The sequence below is a fragment of the Bradyrhizobium sp. SHOUNA76 genome (assembly GCF_023006445.1).
GTDB lineage: Bacteria > Pseudomonadota > Alphaproteobacteria > Rhizobiales > Xanthobacteraceae > Bradyrhizobium.
In genome coordinates, this window is sequence record NZ_JALBHA010001007.1 from 1 (window position 1) to 842 (window position 842).

General features: G+C 64.5%; 1 pseudogene. It reads right to left on the bottom strand.

Going from position 1 to position 842, the window contains the following annotated elements:
* Positions 1-842, bottom strand: a pseudogene (locus MOV74_RS39315) (acetyl/propionyl-CoA carboxylase subunit alpha); the annotation flags it as partial.

The following is an 842-nucleotide window of genomic DNA, read 5'->3' on the forward strand; positions in this document are numbered from 1 at the left end:
AACTGGCCCGAGATCTGCCGCTTGCGCTCCCCGAGCACGTGATCGATGGCGGCGCCAACCGCGGCGATCCGCCGCGCGACCTCGCCTTCGGGCACGCGCACCGCAAAGCCTTTGGGGAATTCCTCGGCGATGAATCCGGTGGAGAGCCGGCCCTCACGCCAGCGCGGATGATGCATCAGCGCCGACAGGAACGGGATGTTGTGCCTGATACCGTCGACATAAAACGAATCCAGCGCAGTAGCCTGCGCCTCGATCGCAGCCGCGCGCGAGGGCGCATGCGTGACCAGCTTGGCGATCATCGGATCGTAATGGATCGAGATCTCGCCGCCCTCCTGCACGCCGGTGTCGTTGCGGATGGTGATACCGTCCTGGCTGGCTTCCGCCGGCGGACGATATTTTACCAGACGCCCGATCGACGGCAGAAAGTTGCGGAACGGATCCTCGGCATAGAGGCGCGACTCCACCGCCCAACCCGTCAGCGTGACGTCCTTCTGCGCCAGCGCGAGCTTCTCGCCGGCGGCAACGCGGATCATCTGCTCCACGAGGTCGATGCCGGTGACGAGCTCGGTGACGGGATGCTCTACCTGGAGGCGCGTGTTCATCTCCAGGAAGTAGAAGCTCTTGTCTTGCCCTGCGACGAACTCGACGGTGCCGGCGGAGTCGTAATTCACGGCTTTCGCCAGCGCGACCGCCTGCTCGCCCATCTTGCGACGGGTGGCCTCGTCGAGCAACGGCGAAGGCGCCTCCTCGATGACCTTCTGGTTGCGGCGCTGGATCGAGCATTCGCGTTCGCCGAGATAGATCACGTTGCCGTGCTTGTCGCCCAGCACCTGAATCTCGAT